Genomic DNA, 23,314 nt, shown 5'->3' with positions numbered 1-23,314 from the left:
GTTTCGGTCAGCGTGACCAAATCGTAAACGTACTCCCATTGAAACCGGGCGGGGTGGCTTCCTTCTCTCTCGATGGAGCCGACATGCTCCAGGTAATTCTTTATTGGGGTTCCATATCTCAAAGTTCTTTATCAAAATTGGTAATGAACACAAATGCATGGTGCAGGAATCTCATACGAAAACAATATTCTAATCCCTATTACAAAACTATAAAGGCCCCACAACAATAAAAATCCTTGAAAACAGGGATTTCAAGATATTTCCGAACGCCGTAATTTTGGGATATCAAGTGATACATCTATGAGAATTTATTTGGCGTTTATTCTACTACTTTCCACCGTATTTTCAAGTGATGCGCAGGAAAAGAACGATGGCTTATTTTATCCCGACCTCATCCCCATAGTGAAAAACGGGCTATATGGTTATTGTGATAAGGATAAAAAGGTCATCATCGAACCGCAGTTTGAAGGGGCCGCATTTTTCGGGGAAGATCTGGACTTCCACGACATCAAGGACCCCAAAAAGAAAATATTCGGGAGCAGTGCCTACGCCACCGTGTGGAAGGATGGACAGCGGATGCGTATCGATAAAAAGGGAAACGTGGTGTATCGGTATAATCCAGAAGATTTTAATGAAATCCGTCCGAAAGAAAGCATAAACGAGTCAATCAAGCATTCTTATGAAAAGTTTCAGGACGACCAGACCTTGCTATGGGGGGTGCACGATATAGCAACAAGCGAGGTGTTGATTCCTGCACGGTACAATATCCATGAAGAATTATATTCCGACTTCCACGTACCCCAGTATCCACTGATCCTGGTCTCATCACCCCGTGGTGGGAGTAAATTCTATGTTGGGTTGAATGGAACGGAATACATTATCCGACCAGAAAATGAGCCTGAACCAAAATAATGATCGCAGTATAGATGAGCGTATTTACAAAAGATAATTTCCCTGAGATAAAATCCGAACCCAACTGGTTTTGGACCTGGTGCATCCGGATCGTGTTTTTCCCACTATTCGGTTCGCTTGTTTTATGTTTTTACATCACTCCCGTTTTATTTTATGTAGACGATATGATTGAGGGTGGACAGTTATTCGCTTTCGGCATCATCTACTATCCGATCGTGATTTGGCTGAGCTATATCGCCGTACGATACCTAAAACGTATCAAAAGCAAGGCGGTCAGACATATCATGGTAAACCGTAAGGGGATTTTTTATGAGCAGTTAGACGGTGCCGTTGAATCCTTGTTGTATAGCCAGTTGGAGAAATCATCAGATGACATAATCGTGTACGACGTCTTTATAGGTTCAAACCGCGTATACACGGGAACCACAACGTATAGCCAGACGTTTTTGAAAGTTTTTTTGAAAGGTAACGAACAAAAGGTACGATTTTTTCATCCGGATGTGGCTTATAGTTACTACGCTCGAAATAACCGCTCGCTCAGAAGCCACTTTATACAGGGAGTCACACTTTTTCGTCCCGATCTACGCATCGCACCCAATGTTTATTCCGAGTTTTCTATCCATCCCGAAACCTTTGAATTTGACAAAAAACTATATTGGCAAGCCATTGTTTTTGCGATCATTTTCATCATTTTGTTATTTATCGGTATCGAATGGTATATGAAATACCGATTTGGGGATTCTTTAATTTTTTGAGTATGGCACATAGCTAATTTTAAACCATCATGAAGAGAACTATTTTTAAAAGCGGCCACTGTACCATGGTTATGCTGCTTACGTTGATACTACTGGTTTCTTGTGATCGGCAGACCCGAACCACAAAAGATTTTGTGTGGGACGAAGATGTAAAAGAACTTACCGGGGGGAGTCTACATACCTGGCTTCAGAAAGCACCTTTTGATAACGAACTGGACAGACACGGGGATGGTGTGGTTATGATCACCAACGCCAGCCAGGTATTCCCTTTTATGGGCCGTTATTATAATGCCGTAGAAGAACTGGGTCGGTACTATAGCGATGATACTGTCATTTTCCAGGAAACGGAAATCCTGTTTCAGGATTCTCTTTGGGGTGACCTGTTGCTTCATGCAACGCTGCTCTACGATGATCAGGAGGTTTTTCTAAGCGATAGTTACTACGAAATGGGCAGTCCTCTCTTTGGCGGGGTAGAGGCTGTTACGGATATGCACGAGTCATCCCTATCCGAAACAGCGGTTGTTGCCAAGCATCCCGGATATAAAACAGGAATCTATTGGGCGTGGGCCAATTATCAGCATTATTTACTGGGATTTTACCAACAGGGCCAACTGGTTTTTGAAACCGTTGTGCCATTGCGGGGCGATACTTTGGCCACGCTCGATAAACTGAAAGAGATCAACCAAAAGCTCGGATTGAATATTCCGGAGTGGGAAAATGCCCGGATAGCGGACTTGCAACGCGTCGAACAACCCAAAACCTTTTGGCAAGACCCGTTTGTGGGCATCTATCCGAGTATGCCCACAGACGACGTTTACCTCAAAACAAAAGACACGCCTTTCGTTCAGGACGACAAAGCACGCAAAGGCGATTATTACTTTTCATACCCTTCAGAAGGAGGTGATGTTTTCTTCTACACCATGATGCAGCAAACTGAACTGAACATGGAGGATTTCAACAAAGCAAATAAAAAGATGGCCAAGTACCAGTATAGCAATCATGATATTTTCTATGAGGAGCACCCCGGGAACGGTTATGTAAACGGCCTTGCAAAAACCTATTTTAAGGGCAATCGGTACCTGGAAATACACTTTGGTTACCCCGAAAAGGACAGGGAAGCCAAGCAACGGATGCATGATGTAATAAGATATGTCAAAATGCTTAATTACGAAGGGTAGTATATTGCTCCATGGTTGCCATGGATGAAGCGGGATCGCTTAAGGATGATTTTGAACCTTTATGATAATTAGCAAAGCATAGCACGATGGCAGGTTGGGTTATTTCATTGATTGGTTTTATCCTACTCTTCAACGTTGTTAGCAAACAGCGTCGGAAAGGCAAAAATGTATCCCTGATACATAAAATATTAGCCTGTATCCTGTGCTTCCATATCAACGGGTTAGGGAGTTTGTTATTGTACGAACCCGTTTTGGCGGTTTTTGATATCAGCACGGACGGGTTTATGAACATGAACGGTCTGGTTACCGCGGCAGTTATCTGGATGGTGATTGCCGTCATCGTGTTGGTGGTGACATCCTATGCCAAAGAACTGTTAGGGTCGCTTTACGGCACGGTACGAACGACACAAAAAGTATTTTTATTCCTGCCGATTATCCTTGTTATGGTATTTCTCTTCGTGGTGAGCTTTAAATGATTTAGAAACAATGACAACATATCATTTCAAATACCAGAACAATAAGGGTGGAAAATATTTCTTGTTAGCCATTTTTGGTCCATTTCTGACCATTTTTCCAAGTATTTTTCTATTCGATTTTGTGACCGGTTTTCTTTGGTTCAGCACACTGTTGGCTATTTTTCTGATGGTTTATGGTCTATGGAGATTCCACAAAACATCCAGGGGCAGTGACATCATCACGGTAGACAGCGAGGGGTTTACTTCCAAAGACTATGGTCGGGTACTTTTTAGCGACATCCACAGTATTCCTCCCTACGGTGCTTTACAGGCACCGCCGCCCTCCATGCGGATCAGGCTGCACAATGGGAAAAAGCTGGTTTGGCAGCTTGATGCCAATAATCCCAAGGGCAAAGACGATGCCCTTACTTTTACTGCTTTTCGGGAAGTGTTGTTGGAGCATCTTAAACAGCAAACACAATCAGCACCTCCGGAAATTTCGATGGAGACCGCCCAAAGGGTCGATGTCGAGGCCATTACGGACAGCCCAGTGCGACCAGAGCCCATAAAAGTCCCTGCGGTGCAAATGGAAGTCATCGAGCAGCTGGAAAGGCATAAAAAACGGGATGTAAACTACAAATATATCACCATTCCTATCGGGCTGGCATTCGCGATCCTAGCGTTCGTGCGTACCTTTGGCGAAGACATAATCCGTGAACATAAGGACAAAGAATTTGAAGATGTCCGTAATATGATCCTTCATGTGGAAACGGATTACCGAGCCAACATACAGGAAGCGATACGTGTGGCAAAAACGTATGCACGGAAATTTGGCCCTGTATATCTATTCACCAATGATCCGGAGAGTAAAATGGAGTACTTGCCCAACATCAAAAACAATCCGTATACGCCCGAAATCGCAGTTGTTGGACTACGCCGGGTGGAGGATAATAAGAAACTGGAAGCCTATATCGAGCATCCCGATAGTGTTGATTATTTGCTGATGGTCTCCAAGCCGTCCCTCGGTTTTTCCACCATAATGCAAGAAAATGTGTTCAGCAAAGCGGATAGCACAGCTGCCGTGGTTTACTTTGCGGTTTATAATCCGTATGAATCGCTTCCGACCAGTTTTCGCAATCCGTCTGATACGACGTTCCGCCCGATACAATACACCTCCTCGATCCAAATACCCAAAGTGGGAAAATTAACCGGGAAGCTACTGGAGAATATGGATTTTGCTTCCGTCCGGGCCATCCTCCAACAATACAAGAAGACTTATTTTTACATGGCGGTCAAGGAGCAGGACGGTATGCCACCCGAAAGATTTGAAGAACTGAAAAATCTGGTAATCGCGAATTTTGAAGAACACGATATTCCGGCAGATCAATTCCAGGGTAAACGTTTTAATGCCGAATAATTAAGTGGAATATCTACAACAGTTGTGCAAAATGTAGCAAGTTCTTCCCTTATCAGCGTTCCTCTTGGCTTGCGTTAGTTTATTCGGCGAGACCGGTTATTCGGGTTCTATCGCCAAAAACGTATCTTTATCTGCGGATGACGAAATTAACGAACAGCGCCATGCCGTATAGGCTGGAGCGGCTTGGCGTCTTTATTTATAAAGTATTGCTATGGCTCTCCCTGGGGCTTGTTATCGGTTTGTTTACCGCCGAGATGCAAGGGTTTATATCGGTCTGGTTGCTTTTTGTACTCATTCCGGGTAGTATTGGGTTGGCCTGGGTATTTGCCCAGGTGTTTGTTGGATATACGGACCATAAAGCCCGAACGGCTACATCCGACTTGGCCTCCGGTAGGACGAATGCCTCCGCCGCACGTATAGACAGCGTTGATTATGCCGGTGTACGATTAATGGAAAAATGGGACCTGTTGGTCATAAAAATGACCGTATTTTCGAAGTTTACGCCACCCTTTCAGACAACGATACGCCAGTTGATGACAACCGAACAAATTGAGCAGCTGCAAGAGCAGAATGTTGTCACGTTTTATGAAGACACCCATAACCCCGGCTATGGGAGGGTGTCTCTTACACGACCAGCAGGGGAGCGTTTGACAGTCGAAACTACATTCCGGGCGACTAAAATCTATCCTGAGCGAAGTAAAAGCTCGTTTTTACTGTTGATTGGGCGTAATTCGACCATACTGACACGTTTGGTAAACATGGTGTTGATTTTCGCACTGTTTGGTTTCGGCTTTCTTTCGCCTTTTATGGTTACGGGCAATGTGGACTGGCTACGCTTGCGCGTAACCTATTTCCCGCAGAGGTTGGTTTTTGAGTACAAAGGTAATTTTAATGCGGAAGCGTTCAGAAAAACTTATGCTAAAGCTATTGCGTATATCGGTGACCGGCCAGTCGAATCCTTGCTTTTTTACAAAGATTATACGGTCGTAAGGGTAGAAGACCCCGATAACCCCGGCTACATCGAGCATGCGATCATTCGTGGGAATTCTGTGGAAGAAGGTATCCTGTCATTGACGACCTCCGAGCCCGATCGGCTGTTCACCGTCGGCTCAGTTAGCTTCGAACGGTTGCGAAAAGTACTGGATGATGTCGCAACTGACCATGATATGGAAGATATCTTCTACATCGGAGTTCGAAGAGATACCCGTTGGGGAACGCGGGACGGCCGTATCCCCCCTGACTATAAACAACATCCTGTTGATATCCACGTTCTGTTTCGTCGGGATAGTGAGTCGTTTCATTATCATGGTGAGACAGGCGTGCGATTACCAAGGTAAAAAGGGCAGCCCCTTCTTGTTGGTGCGCCCCAGCTTGGGTGATTTCCCCAGTTACAGATTTAGTTTCCGGACGCGCAGGCAGCGTCGACGTCCGTTGATAACCTGTCAACGTATCTGGAAAGTATATCCGTGTCTATCGATTGGGTGTATCGCCTTTGCAAGCAATATACATCCCATCGTTTTCTTACCTTTGTCTCAACTTAGTAAGAACATGACGCTAGTACAACTGGAATATATTGTGGCGGTGGATACCTACCGAAGTTTCGTGGCCGCCGCAGAGAAATGTTGCGTAACCCAGCCGACCCTGAGTATGCAAATACAGAAACTGGAGGAGTCTATCGGTGCCCGTATTTTCAACAGGAGCAGACAACCTATCGTGCCCACAGAAATGGGTATAGAGATTGTAAAACAGGCCCGGATTGTACTCAACGAGAGCCGTAAAATCAATGAGTTGGTACAATTGAAAAAAGGTGAACTGGAAGGAGAATTACGCATCGGCGTTATTCCAACCATCGCACCCTACCTGTTGCCACGCGTATTAGGTAGTTTCATGCAGAAGTTCCCGAAGTTGCAATTGCAGATATGGGAATACACTACCGATAAGATCGTGGAACAGCTGAAACTGGGGCTGTTGGATTGCGGGGTGCTCTCCACGCCGGTATATGACCCGTCTGTGTTGGAGCGCCCGCTCTTTTATGAGCCTTTTGTAACCTATATTTCGGCAAAAAGTGCATTGGTGGCCAAACGGGAAGTAACCGCCGAAGATATATTGAGCGACAAGCTATGGTTACTCACGGAAGGGCATTGTATGCGGGGGCAGGTGCTCAACATCTGCCAGCGGAAGCGGAGTATGGACCCGCATGGTACTTTCGAATACAATACCGGAAGTGTAGAAACCCTCAAAAGGATGGTAGACAGCAATTCAGGCGTTACCATTTTGCCCGAACTGAGTGTTGCGGATTTCGACGAAGACCACCTAGCCCGTGTACGCTACTTCAAAGCGCCAGAACCCGTTAGGGAAATTAGTTTGGTAACCACCCGTAATTTTCTGAAAGAGGTGGCTATCGATGCGCTCGAAAAGGAAATAATCGCTTCCGTTCCGGAAAAATTCAAATCAAAGAAGAAGAAGTACGTCATGGAAATTGATTGACGCACCGTTGGATATTTAATATAATTCCGTCTCCCTTATGCTGCTATGCAGATTCCTTTTCGTGTTTTTTATGGTGCTCCTTGGACTGGCCGTATCTGTTTTTTCGCAGACCAAGCACACCATAAGCGGCCATATCCGCGATGCACAATCGGGCGAAACCCTTATTGGCGCCAGTATCCGACTAAGCACCGATGTCGCCGTAGGTGTCCGTGCCAATAGTTATGGATTTTATTCGCTTACCTTAGGCGATGGCAACCATACGCTGGTGGTTTCGCACGTTGGCTACTCACCGCAAGAACTGGCTATCGAATTGACGGCAGACACGGTAATAGACATCGAATTGCGTAGCGGCGAGCTGCTGCAAGAGGTCATCGTTAACCAGTCGGCCGCGGATGACCAGGTGCGGAGTCCCCAAATGGGCCTCACCCGGGTAAATGTGAACGAAATCAAGCATGTACCCGTACTGATGGGAGAAAAGGATGTGCTGAAAACTATCCAGCTGCTGCCGGGGGTATTGTCGGGCGGGGAGGGGAGTAGCAATTTCTTTGTGCGGGGCGGTGCCGGCGACCAGAACCTGATCTTACTGGATGAAGCCATGGTATATAACGCTTCGCACCTCTTCGGTTTTTTCTCTACCTTCAATTCGGATGCAATTAAAGATGTGAAATTGTACAAAGGGGGGATGCCTGCCCAATACGGAGGCCGCCTGTCGTCTGTGCTCGATATCACGATGCAGGATGGCAACAAGAGGGCTTTCGGTGTTGAAGGCGGTGTGGGCCTTATTGCTTCGCGGCTGAAAGTGGAGGGACCCATTGTGAAAGATCGCGGCTCTTTCGTTGTAAGCGGGAGGAGAACTTATGCGGATGTATTCCTTAAATTGTCTAATGATGAATCTGTGAAAAACAGCCAATTATATTTCTATGACCTTAATGCGAAAGCGAACTATCGGCTCGATGATTGGAATACGCTCTACCTTTCGGGGTATTTCGGGAGGGACGTGATGGGCTACGCCGGCCTCTTCGGTTTCGACTGGGGCAATTCAACGGGCACATTGCGGTGGAACCGCATTTGGGACAACCGCTGGTTTTCGAATACTACCGCTGTTTACAGCAACTTCAACTACAATGTCAATATCGAAAGCGACGATTTTAATTTCGTCATTGCATCACGCATACAGAACTACAATCTTAAACAAGATTTTCAATTTTTTGCGACGAATAAAAGCACTTGGCGCTTCGGCTTCAATGTGCTCCACCAAGGAATCTCGCCCGCCAATATCGATGCTGACGAAGAAACAGCTGTAAATAGCTTGCAGTTGGAAAACCGCAAGGGGCTGGAGCTGGCGGGCTACCTTTCGCACGAGTGGACGCCTATGCAGCGGCTGAATGTGATCTACGGACTCCGGCTGACGAATTTCATGCTCTTCGGACCGGGCACGTTTTATACATATGATGGGGACGGCGATGTGACGGGCAGCGATAGCTATGGAAGCGGTGATGTGGTGCAACATTACCTCAACCTGGAGCCCCGTTTGTCGGCGAGCTTTGAGCTCGCCGCAGACAACAGCCTTAAACTGTCTTATAACCGCAATGTACAGCACCTGCACCAGTTGACCAATGCTACGGCGAGCCTTCCTACCGATACATGGGTGATGAGCAGCAATAACATCAAGCCGCAAGTGGCAGACCAGGCAGCTTTGGGTTATTACCAGAACTTCGGCGGTGATCGATATGCGTTTTCGGTCGAATCCTATTATAAATACATGCAAAACCAGATCGATTACCGCAATGCCGCCGACTTGCAGGCCAATGAGCACATAGAAGGCGAACTTCTGTATGGCATTGGGCGTGCCTATGGCGTGGAGCTATACCTGAAAAAACAGAAAGGCAGATTGAATGGATGGTTGAGTTATACCCTGGCAAAGAGTGAACGGCAGTTTGATGACATCAATGACGGGATGTGGTTTGATGCACGGCAAGACCGCACCCACGATATGTCTGCAGTGGCCATGTACCAGCTATCGCCCAGATGGAACCTTTCCGCAACGTTTGTCTATAGCACAGGCAATGCGGTGACCTTCCCGAGTGGGAAATATACCGTGGATGGACAGACCCTCTGGTATTACACCGAGCGGAACGGTTACCGTATGCCCGACTACCACCGGCTTGACTTCGGTGCCACTTGGGAGTCGAAAGCAACCAAGCGTTTCCGGTCAAGTTGGACATTCGGCGTATATAATGTGTATAACCGTAAGAACGCCTATATCATCGATTTCAGGGAGAGTGAAACCAATGCAAACGTGACGGAAGCGTACCGCATCGCGCTATTCGGTATCATACCATCGATTACATGGAATTTTAAATTTTAGATGATGAACAGATTGTATTTTATAATTCTGATAATCAGTTTTTTTTCACTTTCATGTGAAGATATTATAAATATTAACTTGAACGACGCCGATCCGCAGTTGGTCATTGTGGGTACGGTAAGCAACCGATCGCACGAACAGCAGGTTACCATCAGCCGCACGGTATCCTTTGATGTGGCCCAGTCGTACGACCCGGTGTCGGGAGCGGAGGTGATGGTAGTCGATGGGGCAGGGCGCGTGTTTCAGTATCGGGAAACGTCGCCAGGCGTATATGTGGATAATTTCAGGGGCCACGAAGGTGAGCGCTACGACCTATCGGTACGTGTGGATGGGCAGGCTTTTACCGCGACATCGACGATGCCGCGGTTGGTCGCACCCGACTCGATCGGTACCGGCATTAGGACATTGTTCGGCGAGGAGCAGAAATTCATCAGCCTCCGGTATGCCGACCCGATCGATGTACCGAATCATTATCGATACCTTTGGCGTGTCAATGGCGGTCCTTTGGTAATGCTGCGCGTATCAAACGATAAGTTTAATGACGGCAAATATGTAAGTGAAGATTTGATGGATTTCGATACCGAGCTTGTTGCTGGCGACTCGGTGACGGTATGGATGCAAAGCATCGATGTGGCTGCATATGAATTCTGGAATGCCGTCCAATCGACCAATCCGGGCACGGCCGCGCCGGCAAACCCACCTTCACCCTATGGCGCAGGTGCGCTAGGCTATTTCAGCGCATATGCGGAGGTAGAAATGTCTGCAGTAGTTCAGTAAGGGACGTTCGGTAGCTATAACACACCGAATGCATAACCATGGCCTAGCCAATGCTCAATGGCGCGGGGTAGGGCATAAGTGATGCGTGGCGCAGCCTTGATGTTGTCGTGAAAAACAACGATGGAGCCATTACGTGTGTATTTGATGACATTTCGTAAGCATTTATCAGGGCTGAGGCTAGTGTCGAAGTCGCCGCTTAGTACGTCCCACATGATGATATCATATGTTTCATGCAGTCGTTTATACTGCGAGCGGCGGCCACGTCCATACGGTGGCCGGAATAAATTGGTGTGCGTGAATTGCTGGCACCGATCTGCATTTTGCAGGTAAATATCGTCTGGCGTTTGCCATCCATTGAGGTGGTTGTAGGTATGATTGCCTATGCGATGGCCATTTTCCACCAAGCGATCGAACAATTCAGGATGTTTTTTTATATTTTCGCCAACACAGAAGAATGTAGCCTTGATGTCGTAGTTTTTTAAGGTATTTATAACGAATGGTGTAACATCCGGTATCGGGCCATCGTCAAAGGTGAGAAAAATGCATTTCTCCGCCCGACTTCGATGCCAGGTAAGTGTGGGATAAAACCACTTGAGGAAAACGGGCGGACGGACTGTATACATAGAGCGCATACAAAAGAAACAAATAAAGATCACATATTGAAAAAGTGAACCGCATGAAGAGAAGTTTCCTATACCTCGTTTATTCTGTTGCCGGTTGCTGCTTGGTGCTGCTGGCGCCTTTGCGGAGTGTAGCGCAGAAGCTGGTACCCATCAAAGTAGCGATATACCATGCGCTCGACAACAACTTGCAAGTAAAGCAAGCCCGGTTCCAAGCTGCTTTATCTGAAGAGGACCTGAAACAGGCTAAGAGCCAATTTTACCCCACGTTGAATGCTGATGTAAACGGAAGTATGCGGTTTGGGCGCTATTTCGATCAATATACCGCCCAATTGGTGCCTTCGGTAAACACGGCTAGCGGCGGTGTTTCAACAGATATTCCGATTTTCCAAGGCTTTCAACGTATCAATCAGATACGGGCCAACAAAAGCCAACTTGCGGCCGACCAAAGCAATGTAGAAAAGGCCAAGAACGACCTCGTACTATCGGTAGCCACCACGTATTTGGAGGCGCTGACGAACCAAGACCTGCTCACGGCGGCCGAGCAACAGCTGAAGTTATCACAACGGCAGCTGGAAGTGGCCAACGCCAATTACGAAGTAGGGAACAATACGCTGGCCGACCTTTCGCAGGCGAAGAGCCAGGTGGCAACCGACGAATTGAATGTAACGTCTGCGAGAAACGCGTATGAGCTTTCAATGCTGAATCTGAAACAACTGATGGAAATGGATCCGGCCGAAGACATCATGCTGGAAAAACCAGACATTGAGTTGGTAGAGCAGACGGCCGTGGTCTATGATGCGGGAGAGGTATTCGCCACGGCCTTGGCGTCCCAGCCGGACATCCAGGCCGCGGAGTTTTCAACGGAGGTGGCAAAGACAAACGTTGCGATTGCAAAAGGTGCATATTACCCTACATTGGGATTTGGTGCAGGCTACAATACCAGCGTCTCTTCCGTGGCATCGAGGCTGGTGGGGATGGATGCAAACAACGAGCCGATTTATGAACGTGTTAATTTCGGCGACCAGTTGAAAGAGAACGAGAGCCCTTACATCGGTTTGAGTTTGCGGATACCCATTTTCAATCGGTTCCAAACGCGTACAAGTGTAAACAAGGCGAAGATAAATTACCAATATGCATTGACGAACGAACAACTGGCGAAGAATAACCTGAATAAGATCATTGCGCAGGCCGTACTCGATCTGCGTGCGGCGAAAACACGGTACCATTCCACAGAAACTGCTTTTGCTTCCGCAAAGGATGCGTTTGAGGTCATCAGCCAGCGGTATGAGGTGGGCTTGGCCAACTCGGTGGAATTATTCACGGCACAGACCACCATGAACAAGGCCGAATTTGATCACATCCAGGCACGGTATGATATCTTGTTCCGGAGCAAAGTGATCGATTTCTACTTGGGCAATGAGATAAATTTCGAAACCGGGATGTAAAAATAGTATGGATGGGCGGGCAATTGTTAAAAGAAAAATAACTAGACGAAAACTAAACATAATAACAACCAACTCATAAATAAACGATGGCAAAGAAGAAAAATACGCTTAAGTATGTGTTAATTGGAGCGGCAGTCCTGTTGGTGTTCGTTATCATCGCGAATAAGATGGGATGGATCGGCCAAGGTGACGTAATCAAGGTTGCCACAGACAAGGCAGAAAAGAAAACCGTGAATGAACAGGTTTCTGCCAGTGGTAAAATACAGCCGGAGGTGGAAGTGAAACTGAGTTCCGAGGTATCTGGTGAAATCGTAGAGCTTACTGTAAAGGAAGGCGACGTGGTGACCAAAGGGCAGATTTTATGCCGCGTGCGGCCGGATATACTCCAATCAGGATATGACCGGGCAGTAGCATCACTGAATGCCCAGCGTGCGAGCTTGGCCATGGCCGAGCAGCAGCTGAAACAGCAAGAAGTCAATTTCACTAACCTAGAGGCAAATTATAACCGGAATAAGGAGTTGTTCGATAGGAAAGTAATTTCTGCTGCCGAGTTTGACCAGGTACGGGCCGATTATGAGAGTGCCCGGGCGACGCTGGAAGCCCAGCGGCAGAATGTGCTGGTTACCAAATACGGTATCGACCAGTCTGAAGCAACCGTAAAGGAGGCCGGTGATAACTTGGCCCGTACAACGATCTATGCGCCCGTAGATGGCGTGATATCGCTCTTGCAAGTGGAGCTTGGCGAGCGTGTGGTAGGCACGGCACAGATGGCCGGTACTGAAATCATGCGCATAGCCAACATGGATGCCATGGAAGTGGTGGTGGAGGTTAATGAAAACGACATCAATCGCGTCGCACTCAATAATGAAGCGAGCATTGAGGTAGATGCATTCCAAGGTCGAAAATTCAAAGGGATTGTCACTGAGATTGCCAGTTCGTCTACTACGGCCGCTACGGCCAGCAGCGCAGCGGGCACCGACCAAGTAACGAATTTCAACGTGAAGGTGCGGATATTGCCTGAGTCTTATGACGACCTACTGAAGGAAAATCTCGAAAACCCATCGCCGTTCCGCCCGGGATTGTCCGCGACGGTCGATATACACACCCAAAAGGACACCGGTTTGGCCGTTCCCATCCAAGCCGTAACGACGCGTGAAGCATCATCTGGCGGCAGTGATGCCGACACCACAGCAAAAACTGACACGGCGACGGCACCGGATAAGCCGGCTATGGGTGTTGGTGATAAAAAGACGAATGAGTATGTCTTTGTTTATGATGCCGAAAGTAATACCGTGAAACAAGTTACGGTGACCACAGGTATCCAGGATGACATGTATATTCGTGTTCTATCGGGCCTCAATGAAGGCGACGAAGTGGTCTCCCGGCCATTCAATGCCATTACCAAAACGTTGAAAGATGGCAGTAAAGTGGAAAAAGTAGATAAAAACAGCCTGTTCTGATAGATATTTCGTATAACCTCAGTGCATAGCACGCTTGGCGATGGAATCGATACGTAATTGGACGATTCCATCGTTTTCATTTTCAAGCAACGCGGTGCAGTCGACATCCAACACTTCAGCGATTTGGAATAAACGTTCAAGAGATAGTTTGTGAAACCCGAGCTCGAGTTTGCTGTACGCATTTTGGGATATCCCGATTTTGCGGGCTACATAGTCTTGGGTATAATTGCGGTACTCCCGGACACGCCGGATGTTACTGGCAACACTTTTTGCCTTGGCGATAGGTTTCATCATATCGTGGTCATCCTATATATAGGGTTCATAAGCAGTAATGCAAAGTAATTAAGCTTGAACAATATCCGGGAAGTTTATTCCGTTTATTTCATTCATAAAAAGGTAGCCCATCGGGCTCTCCGTATTCCTTTTAATTGTATTTTATTCCTTATAGTTGTTTGATTTACAGGTGTCCCCGTGTGATTTCCATCATAAAATGGCGTTCTTTGTGATGGCAATGCAGTGAATGGTTGTCAAAAAGGGGACGCTGAAAACCTTTCAATCGAGTAGGCACTAATTAAAACTTACATTATCTATGAAGCTTCAAGAATTGAACGAGCAGGAATTGAAAGCCACCAATGGTGGGTTGTTGGGGTTGTTTAACGGTCCGCTGGTTGGTGGTTTGGCAGTAGGCGACCTGCTGTCACTCACCGTGGTCGGAACCGATGACAAGATCGACGCGAATGCGAGCGTTAACCTGAACGGGTTGGCAGGCGGATTAGGCGGCGGCGACCTTCTTGGTGGTCTCTTGGGTGGTTTATTAGGCGGTATCAGCTTGTAAGCCGATTGCTCACCTGCTAACGGTGATGGACAACGGTCCTAATCATTGCGGGATTTACTAAAAGGAGGGATACGCACATCCCTCTTTTTTTATCAATAAGCCTGGGATAGGCATTCAAATATATACACGGAAGAATAACATGGCGAAAAAGCTGTTTCCGGCTGAGATTGTCGAATTCACGGCAGAATACCATTTCAATAAACACAATCCGCGTACTCTGGTCATTTACCAGGTATTGTTGCTGTTGGTGATAGCGGCTATCGCTGCCCTATTTGTGGTAAAGATTGATGTCAGTGTTAAAGGGGCGGGGGTATTGCGTGCCGTGCAAGAAGACCATGCCATCAAAGCGATTGTTTCGGGTCGTATTGAAGAGGTGCTCGTAGCCGAAAACCAACGGGTGGAGGCCGGCCAGGTACTGGCGCGGATACGGACGGATATCCTTGACCAGGAGAAGGATCTATTGCTATCGCAGCGGTCCGATTTGGGTAGCCAGTTGAACGACCTGCACAAGCTTACCCGCCTACTCCAGCAACGGAACGTGACGCGCCGACCCACATTGTCATCAGCGATGTATAGCCAACAATTTACGCTATTCTGGCAGCGGGTATCCAAGCTGCAGAACCAACTTGATCTGGCCGAGAAGAATTTTGAACGTTATAGCCAACTATATGATAATCGGGTAATCTCCGCTGCTGAGTATGACGAAGCAAACTATACGTACCAGCAGGCAAAAACCGAGTTGGAACTAGCTTATGACGAGCAGGCGTCGCTATGGCAGCAGGACCTGAATGGGCTCCGATTGAAAACGGGCGAATTGGGAGCGCGGATCAACCAAGTGAACAAAGAGCAGGAACTTTATGTACTGCAAGCACCGGCATCAGGTACCCTCCAGTCCGTAAAAGGGTTGCGGAAAGGAAGCATGATCAGTGCAAACGAAGTGCTGGCCGAGGTGTCGCCCGATTCGGGGCTAATCGCCGAGGCTTATATCCTGCCGAAGGATATCGGTTACCTGCGTGCGGGTACTCCGGTGAAACTGCAGGTAGAGGCTTATGATTATAACCAATGGGGAATGGCCACCGGCGAGATTGCATCGATTTCGGCTGATATCTTCACCGATCGCGGGCAACCCTATTTTAAAGTGCGCTGCATGCTCAATGAAGACAAGCTAGTGCTCAAAAATGGATATGAGGGGAAGTTACATAAGGGGATGACCTTGCAAGCGCGTTTTTTTGTAACACAACGTACCCTCTTCCAATTGATATATGATAAGGCAGATGATTGGTTGAACCCTAATATGATAACATCTAAACAGGCCGCACTTTAAAAGGTGTCTGGCATCTACTGGAAACGGAAGGCATGGCAAAAAAAATAAAAAGGATAGGGCGCGTGAAGATCAAGCAGCATGATATTGCGGATTGTGCGGCGGCATGCCTGGCGTCTGTATTAGCGTGGTACCGGCGCGATGTGCCCATAGCCCGCATCCGGCAATATGCTTCAACAGATCAGAAAGGCACTACTGCATGGGGCATCATCCAAGCAGCCCAGAAGCTCAACCTTTCGGCCAAGGGTGTGCGTGGCAATATCGAGGCACTGCCCGATATTCCGTTGCCGGCAATTGCCCATGTGGTAGTGCGACAACGATTACAGCATTATGTGGTCGTTTACAGCGTGTCGAAAACGCACGTGCAAGTAATGGATCCCGCCACGGGAACAATAGACAAGATGCCGCTTTCAACGTTTAAGGAAAGCTGGACCGGCGTGTTGATCCTTCTCAGCCCGGATGATGGGTTCCGTCCCGGAAATGAAAAAGTGAGCGTTGCGAGCCGTTTTATGTATCTATTGAAGCCCCATAAAGCTATCCTTTGGCAAGTGCTCACTGGAGCTTTGCTATTTACCGTGCTTGGGCTGTCTACCTCCATTTTCTTACAAAAGATCGTAGACCATGTTATTCCCGATGGAAACCGTAACCTCCTTAACCTGATGGGGATTGCCATGGTGTCTATTTTGGTCGTAAAACTGATCATTAACCACGCCCGCACAATCCTGACCATCAATACCGGGCAGCAGATCGATGCCCGGCTTATTTTAGGGTATTACAAGCATTTGCTGCGGTTGCCACAGGCCTTTTTTGATAACATGCGCGTAGGGGAGATCATTTCGAGGATGAATGATGCCGTGAAAATCCGAGCATTCGTGAATGATGTATTGGTCGGCTTGGCAGTTAATGTTTTCATCGTGCTGTTTTCATTCGCACTGATGTTTACCTATTACTGGAAATTGGCGCTCGTATTGTTGGTAGTGGTACCTTTGTTTTCCATTATCTATTATTTCGCAAACCGGCTGCACCGGAAGACGCAACGCAAACTTATGGAAGATTCGGCCGATTTGGAGGCTCAATTGGTCGAATCGGTCAATGCTGCCCGTACCATCAAGCGTTTCGGGTTGGAGGAGTTTGCCAATTTGAAAACCGAAACCCGTTTTATCCAACTGCTCAAGAGTGTTTATACATCGGCCACGAATACCCTTTGGATAGGGAATGCTAACGGGCTAGTGGCTGGTTTATTTACCGTGGTTTTGCTGTGGCTGGGGACCTTGTTTGTGCTTGATAAAGCCATTACACCTGGCGAATTGCTTTCTTTCTATGCTATTTTGGGATATTTTATCGGTCCCGTGGGTAGCTTGATCGGAATGAATAAAACCATCCAGGATGCTGTAATCGCGGCGGATCGTCTTTTTGAGGTGATGGACCTTGAGCGCGAGGAAACCGAGAATCAGAGCGACCTGACCCCCGAGATGATCGGCGATATGGTGTTTGTGGATGTGAAATTCCAGTATGGTACCCGTACCACGGTCTTTGAAAAGCTCAACCTGCAGATTCCGAAAGGTAAGGTGACTGCAATCGTAGGTGAGAGCGGTTCGGGAAAAACCACGTTACTCTCGCTGCTGCACAACATGTACCCCATCCAAGGGGGCAAGATCATGGTTGGCGACTTCGATGTACGTTACCTCACACATGACAGCCTCCGGCGTCTGGTGGGTGCTGTGCCGCAGGAAGTTCATCTTTTCGCCGGCAATATCGTCCAGAATATCGCCATTGGCGATTTATCGCCCGATATGAACGAAATCATGAAATTATGTAAGGAGTTGGATCTGTTGTCGTTCATCGAGCAACTTCCTGCCGGATTCAATACCTACATCGGCGAGAACGGCACGCAGCTCTCTGGCGGGCAACGGCAGCGTATTGCCATTGCACGGGCGCTATACCGAAAACCTGAGGTGCTTATCCTTGATGAAGCGACTTCGTCGCTCGACTCCGTGTCGGAAAGCTATGTGCAACGAACCATCGCCGATTTCAACAATCAAGGAAAAACCGTAATCATCATTGCGCACCGCCTCAGTACGGTAATGAATGCCGATAAAATCGCGGTGCTTCATAAAGGTGCCCTGGTCGAAGAGGGCAACCATGCAAGCCTGATGAATATAAAAGGGCATTACTACAATATGTGGCAGCAGCAATTCCCACCTGAATTTGCCCTGTTGGGCAAACCGCTGCCACGAAATTGATCGCCAAGATGAATTTAGTTGGACTGATTATAAATAATATGTATATTCGCCCCCGATTAATGACTTGGAATAAACAATGGTTTGCCCGTTAGCCCATTTCGAAGAAGTATACAAGACCCAGCATGGTGCTGTATATCAGTGTAGTAGGCAGAATTGCTATTGGTTGGAATTTGCCGGCGATACCACAGCATTTAGGGTGAGTGACTTCTTCAATTTCAAAAAGCGGATCGACGCCATCGATTTATCGGCGATGATCATCGATTCATCGCGAACCGCTGACTTTACCATCGTGATGCCGTTCCGTACCCCCCGTTGTTTTGTACTGGATGTAAATGACGTACTCAACCTCCGTGAATTGCTGGATGGGGCTAAGTTTATGATTGAACTTAACAGCGTGGTCAACGCATGCCTTCAAGGGACGCCGAGCGGCGCCCGCGTATAATTTAGACTGAATTCGTATTGCTTTTATTTTGTGGCGTTTACCGCTTAGTTTGTGTATTTTTGTATCACAAGCTTGGATAAGCTATCGTTTGTTTGTTGAAATCAGGAAATAGGGAATATTATGAAAGATTTATTAAGATTGAAGACTTCGTTGAACGAAGAAATCGAAGCCATATTAAATGCACAGATTAAGGTAGAAGCACATTCTTCTTCGGTATACTTGGCCATGTCGGCTTGGTGCGACGACCAAGGATACGACTTCAGTGCAACTTTTTTTTCAGAGCAATCGGAAGAGGAACGGAAGCACATGATGAAACTTTTCAATTATGTGAACGACCGTGGAGGAAAGGCGATTTCGCCTGAGATCACGAACATTCCGGCAGATTTCGAATCCTTCCGGTCGGTATTTGAAGAAATGCTCGAACAAGAGATGTATGTGACCCAACAATTTAACAATATTGCCGACAAATGCATTAAATTGAAGGACTTTGTAACCTTCCAGTTCATACAATGGTTCCTTGAAGAACAGATTGAGGAAGAGTACGTGGCACGCCGCATATTGGATATGTTTGACGTCATCGGTGAAGAGGGGGTAGGCCGTTGGGAAATCGATAAGCATATACCGAAGGTGCAGTACAACGGTTAGCGGCCAGCGGTTGACATAAGGGATAATCGGGTTGTCTTTTTTAACGAGGCAGCCCGATTTTTTTTGCACACATACGGATTATGTACTATCTTTCGTTCTTTATAAAAGGTGGGACGGGGATAGTTGTTTGCCTCACATAATTCACCTTTGGTTCATATATTGTCACGAAAAGTTGCCATCGATAGCGCTACATAAGCTCCTCGTTTTCGCATTCCTTTTTGTATCGTTGCAGGCTTTCGCACAGCATCAACGAAAGGAAATAAGCGGTCTTGTTATCGATACAGCGGGTACACCGTTGGTTGGCGTCAACGTGCGGCTAACGACCATATTGGACACGATGCTCTCGGTAACCGATGATCGCGGCCAGTTTAGGTTTGCCGATATCATCGGCCCCGAATTCAGGTTGAGTTTTAGTATGATCGGCTACAAAATATTGGACCGGAGCTATGCCAATAATTTCCCGGGTACGTCCATGCAATTGCTGCCTACCGTGCTGCCACCCCAGCGAACATTGCTGGCGGAGATCGTTGTCAATAGGGTGCAACCCATTGTTCTCAAGGAAGATACTGTACAGTATAACTTGGAAGCCTATAACATCAGGGAAAACGCTTTGTTGGAAGAAGCGTTAAAGCTGCTTCCCAATGTGCAGGTGCGGCGTGATGGTAAAGTCATCGCACACGGAAAACTAATCAGCCGCGTTCAGGTAGACAGCAAGAATTTCTTCGGTGGCGATGTGCAGACGGCCACCCGTAATCTTCCCGCGGGTTTCATCCAGTCCGTGCAGGTAATCGATGACTATGGCGATATGGCCAACACCACTGGTGTAAAAGACACCGAACCGGAGAAAATAATCAACATTGTGTTGAAAGAAGATAGCAAACGGATCCTATTTGGTCAGGTGACCGGCGGTGGCGGTACAGAAAGCCGCTATATTGGGAGTATGGGGCTTAATAATTTCAATGATGGGCAAGAGTTTTCCATTTTGGGTTCGTTTAACAACACGAATACCAGCCTGTTTAGTTACGGGGCACCTAATGGTGCCGGTACACGAGAAAGGGGCAACGTAGACCTAACGGGGATGACTGACCCCGTGGATGGCGTGAATACCACCAATTCGGCCAGTGTTAGTTACTCAGATGATTTATCCGACAAGGTAAGTGTTTATGGAAGGTACACCTACACCAACCGGAAGAATCATACCATTGGCCATTCCGTGTTGAAGAGCCACTTCGATTTTTACGAAATCATCAACCAGGAAGAGCGGGAGCTCATTACGGACAACATCAACCACTTGATGGCGTGGGATATCGAGGCTCAACTGGATAGCCGTAATTCCTTGAAAATAAGTCCGAATCTATCGTATAGCACCGTTAATACCGTCAACCATAGCAATGATACGATCAAAAACCGTAACATCGTCAGTGAACGGGTATACCGCGCCACGGATGAGTTATCGATCCCCAATTTCGACATGGATGTGCTGTATTCCCGGATGTTTAATAAGCCCGGCAGGAAATTCGTACTCAACATGCAGGGAAAATATGCCAAGCAGGACAAGTTGGAAGACGTAAATGATTATTTTGAGAGTATGAATATCCATTCGGGCCAACCTGTCCAAGACGATGCATATTATCTTGCCCAACAGATAAGTAGCGACAACCAGAGCCGGATAGGCCGTATTAAGGCGTCTTTTGTGGAGCCCATCGACAAATCGAGTATATTGGAAATCAACTACGAATACAATTATACGGCAATCGATAGCCGTAGAAGTGTATGGGATACCAACGAGGCCATGTTTGTCGATTCGCTGGGGGTGGACTATTCTTATTTTTTTGAAAGTAACCGGGTAGGCCTGAACTACCAGATGGAACAGAATAAGCGGTTTAGATATACACTGGGGTTTGCGGTGCAACCGTTGCTGTTGCAAGGCCACATGCTCAATGCGGATACCCTGATCCAGCATCGAAATGTAAATATCATCCCGAGTGCCGGCCTTCGCTTCCTTATCAGCGATGAAAGTGAACTATCTGTCGAGTATCTGGGCACTAACAACCAGCCTAACTTTTCGCAGATACAGCCTATACGCAACCTCACCAATTCGCAGAATATCATTATTGGTAATGCCGACCTGAAAGCAGAGTTCATCAACCGGATAACCACCCGGTTCCGCCAAACAAAACCGGGCAGGAATCAATTTTTCGAGGCTCAACTCGCGTTCAATAAGATACAAAACAAAATCGTAACCAGCAGGTCAAATCCGAACGGAACCGTGCAGGAAACGAGTTTCCGTAACTCCGGCGGCTATTTTGACGCACGGGGATATTATATGTTCAGCACACCGGTTATCAATGAAGATTTCCAATTGGACCTAACGGGCACCACCGACTATGTTAACAACATATCGTATATCAATGAGGAAAAAAATTACGGTCGGAACTTCATATACTCACAGGCGGTTCGAATGCGTTTCATGCTCGAAGATATTATTGAAACCGAATTGAATACCGGCTATACGTTTAACCACACCCGTTATTCACTGCGCAATAGCGATGGCATCAATGCCAACTCGTTTCTGGTCGGGCTGGCGGCCAAAGGCTATCTTTCAGACAACTGGGCCTTCGGGTTTGATTTATCGCACCGGCTCAACAGTGGCTACGGTAGCTTCGTGAACGTAAACCCCACGTTGCTCAATGCCTATCTCGAATGTATGTTCCTACCGAACAATATGGCACTACTTCGGTTCCAGGGCTTTGACTTGTTTAATCAGAATACAGGTGTAACCCATGAAATTATGGGTTCGGATGCACTTTTTATGCGCAATAACCGGTTGGCGAGGTATTTTATGGTCTCGTTGAATATCCGCCTGCGAAAATACCCATCGAAAAAGTCATGATGCGCGCATCCGTCATTTCTACTTATGGTCCGGCCGGTAACCTCCGGGTCCAGCAACGACCGATACCAACACCCGATCGCGGACAAGTACTGATTGAAGTACGCGCAGCGGGCATTAACCGACCGGATGTTTTACAGCGCATGGGAAAATACCCTGCGCCGCCGGATGCAGTGCCCGATATCCCTGGGCTGGAAATAGCCGGAACGGTGGTGGCCTGCGGCAGCGTTGTGGATCGCTGGGTGCCCGGCGACCAGGTATGTGCGCTTTTGCCCGGTGGTGGCTATGCTGAGTATGCGACGGCAGACGCGTTGCATTGCTTGCCTATACCGCAGGGTATGGATGCTCGTCATGCCGCTTGCCTGCCCGAAACGGTGTTTACCGTCTGGCATAACCTGTTCCAACTAGCAAACTTACAAAGTGGTGAGACGGTGTTGGTCCATGGGGGGAGCGGTGGGATCGGTACTACTGCTATCCAGCTTGCAAGCGCCATGGGAGCCAAGGTATATACCACAGCAGGGTCGCCCCAGAAATGTGCGTTCTGTGAACTTCAGGGTGCAATTCGATGTGTCAATTACAACGAGCAGGACTTCCGCGACGCGTTCGCGGTGGGGTCCATCGATGTTGTCCTTGATAGCATAGGTGGCCCTTATTTTGAAAGAAATATGGCGTTGTTGGCAGATGATGGCCGGATGGTGTTTATCAATGCCGTTGGCGGCCGGCAAGTGCGTTTGGATGTGCTGGCGCTCATGCAACGGCGGATCACGCTTACAGGCAGTACCTTGCGAAGCCGGAGCAATGCCTTTAAAGCCGCGCTGCGCGAAGCGGTAGAACGCCACGTGTGGCCATTGGTGGCCGCGGGGCAGGTACAACCGATTATCCATGAGGTTTTTCCGCTGGCCGAAGCCCATCGCGCACACGAGCGGATGGAGTCGGGCGATTTTATGGGTAAATTGGTGCTGGACATGTAAGGCTCTCGAGTTTGTTAAGATTATTGTAATAAATAACGGCAATGGTTGCCAACATGCAAATTATTTACGTCCTTAGTTGCCGCTTATAAC

Annotated in this window: 20 protein-coding genes; 18 read left to right on the top strand and 2 right to left on the bottom strand. The window is 47.5% G+C overall.

The window, feature by feature from the left end; genetic code table 11:
* Window positions 1–300 precede the first annotated feature (300 nt).
* From ACO1NT_RS04160 to ACO1NT_RS04120, 9 genes are all read left to right on the top strand, one after another.
* Window positions 301–912 carry a WG repeat-containing protein gene (locus ACO1NT_RS04160; protein ID WP_449047140.1) on the top strand — a complete coding sequence of 204 codons (612 nt, stop codon included), beginning with the start codon at window positions 301–303 and terminating at the stop codon, window positions 910–912.
* 14 nt (window positions 913–926) lie between these two features.
* The gene (locus tag ACO1NT_RS04155; RefSeq protein WP_449047139.1) at window positions 927–1,667 is read left to right on the top strand and encodes a hypothetical protein; all 741 of its coding nucleotides are present in this window, start codon (window positions 927–929) and stop codon (window positions 1,665–1,667) included.
* A 29-nt stretch (window positions 1,668–1,696) separates the two neighbouring features.
* On the top strand, window positions 1,697–2,845 hold the full coding sequence (locus ACO1NT_RS04150) for a hypothetical protein (protein ID WP_449047138.1): 1,149 nt from the start codon (window positions 1,697–1,699) through the stop codon (window positions 2,843–2,845).
* Window positions 2,846–2,931: 86 nt separating this feature from the next.
* Window positions 2,932–3,321, top strand: coding sequence for a hypothetical protein (locus ACO1NT_RS04145; RefSeq protein WP_449047137.1), 390 nt, complete (start codon window positions 2,932–2,934; stop codon window positions 3,319–3,321).
* 10 nt (window positions 3,322–3,331) lie between these two features.
* Window positions 3,332–4,717, top strand: coding sequence for a hypothetical protein (locus ACO1NT_RS04140; protein ID WP_449047136.1), 1,386 nt, complete (start codon window positions 3,332–3,334; stop codon window positions 4,715–4,717).
* 137 nt (window positions 4,718–4,854) lie between these two features.
* Window positions 4,855–6,054, top strand: coding sequence for a hypothetical protein (locus tag ACO1NT_RS04135; RefSeq protein ID WP_449047135.1), 1,200 nt, complete (start codon window positions 4,855–4,857; stop codon window positions 6,052–6,054).
* A gap of 211 nt (window positions 6,055–6,265) precedes the next feature.
* Window positions 6,266–7,204 (top strand): LysR substrate-binding domain-containing protein, encoded by a 939-nt coding sequence (locus tag ACO1NT_RS04130; RefSeq protein WP_449047134.1) that lies wholly within the window; start codon window positions 6,266–6,268, stop codon window positions 7,202–7,204.
* Window positions 7,205–7,241: 37 nt separating this feature from the next.
* Window positions 7,242–9,572, top strand: a complete 2,331-nt coding sequence (locus tag ACO1NT_RS04125; RefSeq protein WP_449047133.1) for a TonB-dependent receptor — start codon at window positions 7,242–7,244, stop codon at window positions 9,570–9,572.
* A complete protein-coding gene (locus ACO1NT_RS04120; RefSeq protein WP_449047132.1) occupies window positions 9,573–10,349 on the top strand; it encodes a DUF4249 domain-containing protein in 777 nt (258 codons plus the stop codon).
* A 14-nt stretch (window positions 10,350–10,363) separates the two neighbouring features.
* Here ACO1NT_RS04120 and ACO1NT_RS04115 read toward each other — a convergent pair whose 3' ends face one another.
* Window positions 10,364–10,972, bottom strand: coding sequence for a polysaccharide deacetylase family protein (locus ACO1NT_RS04115; RefSeq protein ID WP_449047131.1), 609 nt, complete (start codon window positions 10,970–10,972; stop codon window positions 10,364–10,366).
* A gap of 53 nt (window positions 10,973–11,025) precedes the next feature.
* Here ACO1NT_RS04115 and ACO1NT_RS04110 point away from each other — a divergent pair, with 53 nt between their 5' ends.
* Window positions 11,026–12,417 (top strand): TolC family protein, encoded by a 1,392-nt coding sequence (locus tag ACO1NT_RS04110; protein ID WP_449047130.1) that lies wholly within the window; start codon window positions 11,026–11,028, stop codon window positions 12,415–12,417.
* 86 nt (window positions 12,418–12,503) lie between these two features.
* On the top strand, window positions 12,504–13,877 hold the full coding sequence (locus ACO1NT_RS04105; RefSeq protein ID WP_449047129.1) for an efflux RND transporter periplasmic adaptor subunit: 1,374 nt from the start codon (window positions 12,504–12,506) through the stop codon (window positions 13,875–13,877).
* A gap of 18 nt (window positions 13,878–13,895) precedes the next feature.
* Here ACO1NT_RS04105 and ACO1NT_RS04100 read toward each other — a convergent pair whose 3' ends face one another.
* Window positions 13,896–14,171, bottom strand: coding sequence for a helix-turn-helix domain-containing protein (locus ACO1NT_RS04100; RefSeq protein WP_449047128.1), 276 nt, complete (start codon window positions 14,169–14,171; stop codon window positions 13,896–13,898).
* A gap of 295 nt (window positions 14,172–14,466) precedes the next feature.
* Here ACO1NT_RS04100 and ACO1NT_RS04095 point away from each other — a divergent pair, with 295 nt between their 5' ends.
* The 7 genes from ACO1NT_RS04095 (at window position 14,467) to ACO1NT_RS04065 (ending at window position 23,224) form a co-directional block, all read left to right on the top strand.
* Entirely contained in the window at window positions 14,467–14,712 is a 246-nt protein-coding gene (locus ACO1NT_RS04095; RefSeq protein WP_449047127.1) for a hypothetical protein, read from the top strand.
* Between the two features lie 139 nt (window positions 14,713–14,851).
* Window positions 14,852–16,036: an HlyD family secretion protein gene (locus tag ACO1NT_RS04090; protein WP_449047126.1), complete on the top strand. Its 1,185-nt coding sequence runs from the start codon at window positions 14,852–14,854 to the stop codon at window positions 16,034–16,036.
* A 32-nt stretch (window positions 16,037–16,068) separates the two neighbouring features.
* The gene (locus ACO1NT_RS04085; protein ID WP_449047125.1) at window positions 16,069–18,276 is read left to right on the top strand and encodes a peptidase domain-containing ABC transporter; all 2,208 of its coding nucleotides are present in this window, start codon (window positions 16,069–16,071) and stop codon (window positions 18,274–18,276) included.
* 76 nt (window positions 18,277–18,352) lie between these two features.
* Complete coding sequence (locus ACO1NT_RS04080; RefSeq protein WP_449047124.1) at window positions 18,353–18,718, top strand: hypothetical protein; 366 nt, start codon at window positions 18,353–18,355, stop codon at window positions 18,716–18,718.
* A gap of 120 nt (window positions 18,719–18,838) precedes the next feature.
* Entirely contained in the window at window positions 18,839–19,363 is a 525-nt protein-coding gene (locus ACO1NT_RS04075; RefSeq protein ID WP_449047123.1) for a ferritin, read from the top strand.
* 172 nt (window positions 19,364–19,535) lie between these two features.
* Window positions 19,536–22,256, top strand: coding sequence for an outer membrane beta-barrel protein (locus ACO1NT_RS04070; RefSeq protein ID WP_449047122.1), 2,721 nt, complete (start codon window positions 19,536–19,538; stop codon window positions 22,254–22,256).
* On the top strand, window positions 22,253–23,224 hold the full coding sequence (locus tag ACO1NT_RS04065; RefSeq protein WP_449047121.1) for an NAD(P)H-quinone oxidoreductase: 972 nt from the start codon (window positions 22,253–22,255) through the stop codon (window positions 23,222–23,224). The genes ACO1NT_RS04070 and ACO1NT_RS04065 overlap by 4 nt, the downstream gene beginning before the upstream one ends.
* Window positions 23,225–23,314: the final 90 nt, after the last annotated feature.

The organism is Parapedobacter sp. (assembly GCF_053550995.1).
The sequence above is the reverse complement of the archived record's forward strand: the minus strand, read 5'-3'. Positions and strand labels throughout refer to the sequence as shown.

Bases quoted from the DNA above. Each gene is read 5' to 3' on its own strand.
- ACO1NT_RS04100 (WP_449047128.1), bottom strand. From the start codon at position 14,171: ATGATGAAACCTATCGCCAAGGCAAAAAGTGTTGCCAGTAACATCCGG.
- ACO1NT_RS04105 (WP_449047129.1), top strand. From the start codon at position 12,504: ATGGCAAAGAAGAAAAATACGCTTAAGTATGTGTTAATTGGAGCGGCA.
- ACO1NT_RS04085 (WP_449047125.1), top strand. From the start codon at position 16,069: ATGGCAAAAAAAATAAAAAGGATAGGGCGCGTGAAGATCAAGCAGCAT.
- ACO1NT_RS04120 (WP_449047132.1), top strand. From the start codon at position 9,573: ATGATGAACAGATTGTATTTTATAATTCTGATAATCAGTTTTTTTTCA.
- ACO1NT_RS04150 (WP_449047138.1), top strand. From the start codon at position 1,697: ATGAAGAGAACTATTTTTAAAAGCGGCCACTGTACCATGGTTATGCTG.
- ACO1NT_RS04125 (WP_449047133.1), top strand. From the start codon at position 7,242: ATGCTGCTATGCAGATTCCTTTTCGTGTTTTTTATGGTGCTCCTTGGA.
- ACO1NT_RS04145 (WP_449047137.1), top strand. From the start codon at position 2,932: ATGGCAGGTTGGGTTATTTCATTGATTGGTTTTATCCTACTCTTCAAC.
- ACO1NT_RS04110 (WP_449047130.1), top strand. From the start codon at position 11,026: ATGAAGAGAAGTTTCCTATACCTCGTTTATTCTGTTGCCGGTTGCTGC.
- ACO1NT_RS04075 (WP_449047123.1), top strand. From the start codon at position 18,839: ATGAAAGATTTATTAAGATTGAAGACTTCGTTGAACGAAGAAATCGAA.
- ACO1NT_RS04155 (WP_449047139.1), top strand. From the start codon at position 927: ATGAGCGTATTTACAAAAGATAATTTCCCTGAGATAAAATCCGAACCC.
- ACO1NT_RS04065 (WP_449047121.1), top strand. From the start codon at position 22,253: ATGATGCGCGCATCCGTCATTTCTACTTATGGTCCGGCCGGTAACCTC.
- ACO1NT_RS04135 (WP_449047135.1), top strand. From the start codon at position 4,855: ATGACGAAATTAACGAACAGCGCCATGCCGTATAGGCTGGAGCGGCTT.
- ACO1NT_RS04090 (WP_449047126.1), top strand. From the start codon at position 14,852: ATGGCGAAAAAGCTGTTTCCGGCTGAGATTGTCGAATTCACGGCAGAA.
- ACO1NT_RS04115 (WP_449047131.1), bottom strand. From the start codon at position 10,972: ATGTATACAGTCCGTCCGCCCGTTTTCCTCAAGTGGTTTTATCCCACA.
- ACO1NT_RS04160 (WP_449047140.1), top strand. From the start codon at position 301: ATGAGAATTTATTTGGCGTTTATTCTACTACTTTCCACCGTATTTTCA.
- ACO1NT_RS04130 (WP_449047134.1), top strand. From the start codon at position 6,266: ATGACGCTAGTACAACTGGAATATATTGTGGCGGTGGATACCTACCGA.
- ACO1NT_RS04140 (WP_449047136.1), top strand. From the start codon at position 3,332: ATGACAACATATCATTTCAAATACCAGAACAATAAGGGTGGAAAATAT.
- ACO1NT_RS04080 (WP_449047124.1), top strand. From the start codon at position 18,353: ATGGTTTGCCCGTTAGCCCATTTCGAAGAAGTATACAAGACCCAGCAT.
- ACO1NT_RS04095 (WP_449047127.1), top strand. From the start codon at position 14,467: ATGAAGCTTCAAGAATTGAACGAGCAGGAATTGAAAGCCACCAATGGT.